The sequence below is a fragment of the Pseudomonas sp. FSL R10-1339 genome (genome assembly GCF_009600545.1).
GTDB classification, from domain to species: Bacteria; Pseudomonadota; Gammaproteobacteria; order Pseudomonadales; family Pseudomonadaceae; genus Aquipseudomonas; species Aquipseudomonas bubulae.
Map to the genome: position 1 here is coordinate 1 of NZ_WIVQ01000167.1, position 4,075 is coordinate 4,075.

At 60.1% G+C, this 4,075-nt stretch carries 5 protein-coding genes; 1 reads left to right on the forward strand and 4 read right to left on the reverse strand.

Annotated elements, in window-relative coordinates; translation table 11 throughout:
- Positions 1-1,425 (forward strand): TonB-dependent receptor domain-containing protein (locus tag GHO03_RS23740; RefSeq protein ID WP_372241793.1); only part of this gene is annotated, 1,425 nt, incomplete at its 5' end.
- Between the two features lie 98 nt (positions 1,426-1,523).
- On the opposite strand, the gene GHO03_RS23745 is transcribed toward GHO03_RS23740, so the two are convergent.
- From GHO03_RS23745 to GHO03_RS23760, 4 genes are all read right to left on the reverse strand, one after another.
- Positions 1,524-2,315: a cobalamin-binding protein gene (locus GHO03_RS23745; RefSeq protein WP_133143850.1), complete on the reverse strand. Its 792-nt coding sequence runs from the start codon at positions 2,313-2,315 to the stop codon at positions 1,524-1,526.
- Entirely contained in the window at positions 2,315-2,734 is a 420-nt protein-coding gene (locus GHO03_RS23750; RefSeq protein WP_133143851.1) for an MFS transporter, read from the reverse strand. Before GHO03_RS23750 ends, GHO03_RS23745 begins: the two co-directional genes overlap by 1 nt.
- Positions 2,731-3,348 carry a GTP cyclohydrolase II gene (gene ribA / locus GHO03_RS23755; protein ID WP_165446501.1) on the reverse strand — a complete coding sequence of 206 codons (618 nt, stop codon included), beginning with the start codon at positions 3,346-3,348 and terminating at the stop codon, positions 2,731-2,733. Before ribA ends, GHO03_RS23750 begins: the two co-directional genes overlap by 4 nt.
- Before the next feature lie 223 nt (positions 3,349-3,571).
- Positions 3,572-4,075: AIR synthase-related protein (locus GHO03_RS23760; RefSeq protein ID WP_256668762.1), on the reverse strand; the 504-nt coding region annotated here is incomplete at its 5' end.

Sequence of the window (4,075 nt, forward strand, 5' to 3'; positions counted from 1 at the left end):
GGCTCCAGAAAGAAATCGGGAGCACAGCATCGGACATCAGGTTTCGGCTTGGAATGTGGGCTTCATGGAGCGCTTACAAACAGCCTGGGCATCTCCGGTGGCGACGGGCAAACGCGCTACAACCTCAGTGGCAGCCTGGAACAAACCGCCGGGATCAACCGCACCCACGAATCCTTCCCCAGCGACAGCGACCACGACGCCTATCGCAACAAGTCACTGAGCCTGAACCTGAGCCACTACCTGAACCAGGAGCTTGAAATTGGCCTGACGGCCATGAAAAACGTCGGCAAGACCGAACTCGACAATTCGTTCGGGCGCTGGGACCCGCAGATCCAGACTGTCAGTGGCCAACAGCTCTACAGCGATTTTGATATCAGCAGCGTCGGCAGTTTTATCGACGCGCAACTGAACGAACGCTGGAACTCGCGCCTGGAGCTGGGCCACAGCGAAAACCGTGAAAAAACCCGGGACAAACTCAGCGCCGAGATCTACAGCTTCAACACCTATCGCGACTCGCTGAACTGGCAGAACAACCTGACGCTGGACGATCAAAACAGCCTGATCCTCGGCGCCGACGCCTATCAAGACCGGGTACGCAGCAGCACCGTTTTCGAGGAAGACAGCCGCTGGAACCGCGCCGCGTTTGTTCAGCACCGCTTCCACGGCGAGTACTTCTCGACCGAGCTGGGCCTGCGTCACGACCAGAACCAGCAATTTGGCAGCCACAACACCTGGAGCGCCAGCCTGACGGTGCCGCTGAACGCCGACAACGACGTTATGCTGACTTACAGTGAAGGGTTTCGCGCACCGACGTTCAATGACTTGTACTACCCGCAGTTCGGCAATCCCGATCTCAAGCCGGAATACTCAAAAAGCTACGAGCTGCAATGGCGCAGTCAGCTAAGTGAGACCAGTCGCCTGGAAACCTCGCTGTATCGCACCGATATTCGCGACGCGATTGTGGCCGATGCCGACTTTATTCAGCAGAACATCGGCGCAGCACGGATCACCGGTTTCGAAAGCGCGTTGCAGCAAGAATGGTTCGGCTGGCAGAGCAGCCTGGGTATCGCGATTATTGACCCGCGCGATCGTGATACCGGCCATACCCTGAGCCGCCGCGCACGCCGTACCTTGAGCCTGGATCTGGATCGGCAATTTGACAAGGTAGGTGTCGGCGCCAGCTGGCAAGCGGTGAGCAGCAGCTTCAATGATGAAGACAACAAGCAGCCCGTTGGCGATTATGGCTTGCTGGGATTACGCGGCAACTGGCAGGCCAGCTCAGAAGTGCGGCTCGACCTGAAGGTCGATAACCTGCTGGACAAAAGCTTCACCCGCGCGCTGTACAGCTATGACGGCAACTACTATGGCTACCGCGAAGAACGGCGCTCGCTGCAGCTGGCAATTACCTGGACGCCGACGTTCTAAACCTGTGGGCGCGGGATGGCTCGCGATAGCATCACCGCGACTTACCTGACACTGCGTATCACCTGCATCGCGAGCAAGCCCGCTCCCACAGATAATTTTTATCTCTGTAATTGCTCACACAATCTGGCCGTCGCTTCCAGCATCTGCCCGCTCGGACGCTCCAGGCCCTTGTCGGCCAATAGCAGCAAACGCCCATGCTTGACCGCATCGATCTGCGGCCAGGCTTTCCAGGCATCCAGCTGCGCCTGGGTGCCGGCGATAATCACCTCAGGATTACGCTGTAACACAGACTCTATACCAACCTGCGGCGCCGGCAGTTTGAGGTGGTCAAACACATTGCTTGCTCCGCACACTGCCAGCGCATCACTGATGATTTGCCCGCCGCCGATGGTGTACAGCGGCTGATCCCACACCTGATAAAACACCCGCACAGGCACGTCAGTCCGGTACTGTTCACGCAGTTGTGCCAGACGTTGGCGCAGTTGCGTTGCCAGCTCCCTTCCACGCTGCGGGCGACCCAGGGCGATGGCCAGGGCTTCAACCTGATCGGCCAGTTGATCGAGGCTTGCCGGTTCGGCGGTGAAGGTGGGGATATTCAGGTTACGCAATTGCTCGCGCTGGGCAACACCCACACTGCCTGGCCAAAGCAAAAGCAGGTCGGGTTGCAGGCTGAGCAGACGCTCCATGTCCAGTTGCCCGTAGCGGCCCACAGAAGGCACGCCGGCAAGCTCAGGTAACGGCTCCCCTGCTTCCAGACGCCCTACCAGCAAATCGGCGGCGCCGAGTTCGACAACCATTTCAGAAAGGGACGGTGACAGGCTCACCACGCGGCTGACAGCCTGGGCAGAAAAGCTGACAGTCAGCAACAGAGCTGCCAGCCAGACGCGCATCAGCCTACCTGGCGGGGGACGCGATAGAGGTAGAACAGCACCAGCGTTGACAGTACCAGCAGCAATAGCGGTACGCCTTCAAGCCCGACAAGCACCGCCAGCGTGGCAATCCAGGTGGGCAGCCCCGCCGCCAGCAGGGACCGCTGACGTGCACGCGCCAACTCATCCCAGGCTGCAGGTTCCTGTGGGGTGTCGAGGGCTTTCTGCAGATTGATCAGGCCATGTTTGTAAGGCCCGAACGTGCGCAGGGTGACGAACATCGAAGCCACGCCCGCAATAAATAACGGCATTGCCAACTCAGGCAGCAACGGCTCGGCGCTGCCGAAAAACCAGCAGACCAGCACCAGAGGCAGCAGGGTCAGCAGCAGCTGTTGCCACCAACTGAAACTCAGGCGCCGACGACGCTGGCCACGGGTCATGCCGGGTCAGCCTCGCTCTGATGCTGGTTACCCATCATGTGCCCTAGCTTGTTGGCTTTGGTCGCCAGGTACAGCTTGTTGTGCGGGTTGTGCCCGGTGTGCAGCGGCACACGCTCGGCCACGGTGATGCCCATGTCAGTCAGGGCTTTGACCTTGCGCGGATTGTTGGTCATCAGGCGCAGCGAATGCACGCCTACGTGCTCCAGCATCGGCAGGCAAATGGCGTAATCGCGCTGGTCGGCGGCAAAGCCGAGGCGCTCGTTGGCTTCAACGGTATCGGCACCGCCATCTTGCAACTCGTAGGCACGGATTTTGTTGAGCAAACCGATGCCACGGCCTTCCTGACGCAGGTACAGCAATACGCCACGACCTTCGCGGGCAATGGCTTGCAAGGCGGCTTCAAGCTGCGAGCCGCAGTCGCAGCGCTGGCTGAACAGGGCGTCACCGGTCAGGCATTCGGAATGCACACGCCCCAGAACCGGCGCACCGTCTGTAACGTCGCCCAAACTGAGCACAACGTGTTCACGACCCGTGGCCTTCTCAAGGAAGCCATGCATAGTGAACTCGGCAAAGGGGGTGGGTAATTTGCAAGCGGCAACGAAAACGACAGGCACCGTGTGCTCCTGATCAGTTTGAGTACTGGAAATTCGCAGAGGCGACATTGTAACAGGAGGTTCCTACAGACGCTTAGGCTGAATTACCGAGGATAAATATCTAAAAGTTTGATGACTTACGCTACACAGGCCCCGTGGGAGCGGGTTTGCTCGCGAAACAGGCGATGCGGTGTATCAGGCTGAACGTGGCGCTGCCATCGCGAGCAAGCCCGCTCCCACAGGGTCACGCACGAAAATGCTGATAGCCGTGGACTGCCGGGGTAATGTCCAGGCCTTCGTCATCCAGCAGCGTCACGCCCTGCCCTTCAACCACGCGACCAATCACATGGATAGGCCAGCCATCGGCCAGCAGGGTCGGCACCTCAACCTCAGGCAAGGTAAACGCCAGTACATAGTCATCACCGCCGCTCAACGCTGCCTGTTGCGCTCCCGCCTCGCCCAGGAACTCTTCCAGCGCCAGCGAGACCGGCACCCGGTCGAGTTCAATCGCCAGCCCCACCTTCGACGCCGCCGCGATATGCCCGCAATCGGCCAGCAGGCCATCGGAAATATCCAGCGCCGAGGTGGCTCTACCACGCAGGGCCTGGCCCAGCGCCAACTGCGGTTGTGGCGACCAGTAATGGGCCAGCAACGGTTCGCCGATCATCGATGCCGCGGTGCGCTGCCCCAGCACCAACGGCAACGCCCCGGCCGCATTGCCCAGCTCGCCACCCACACACAGCAGGTC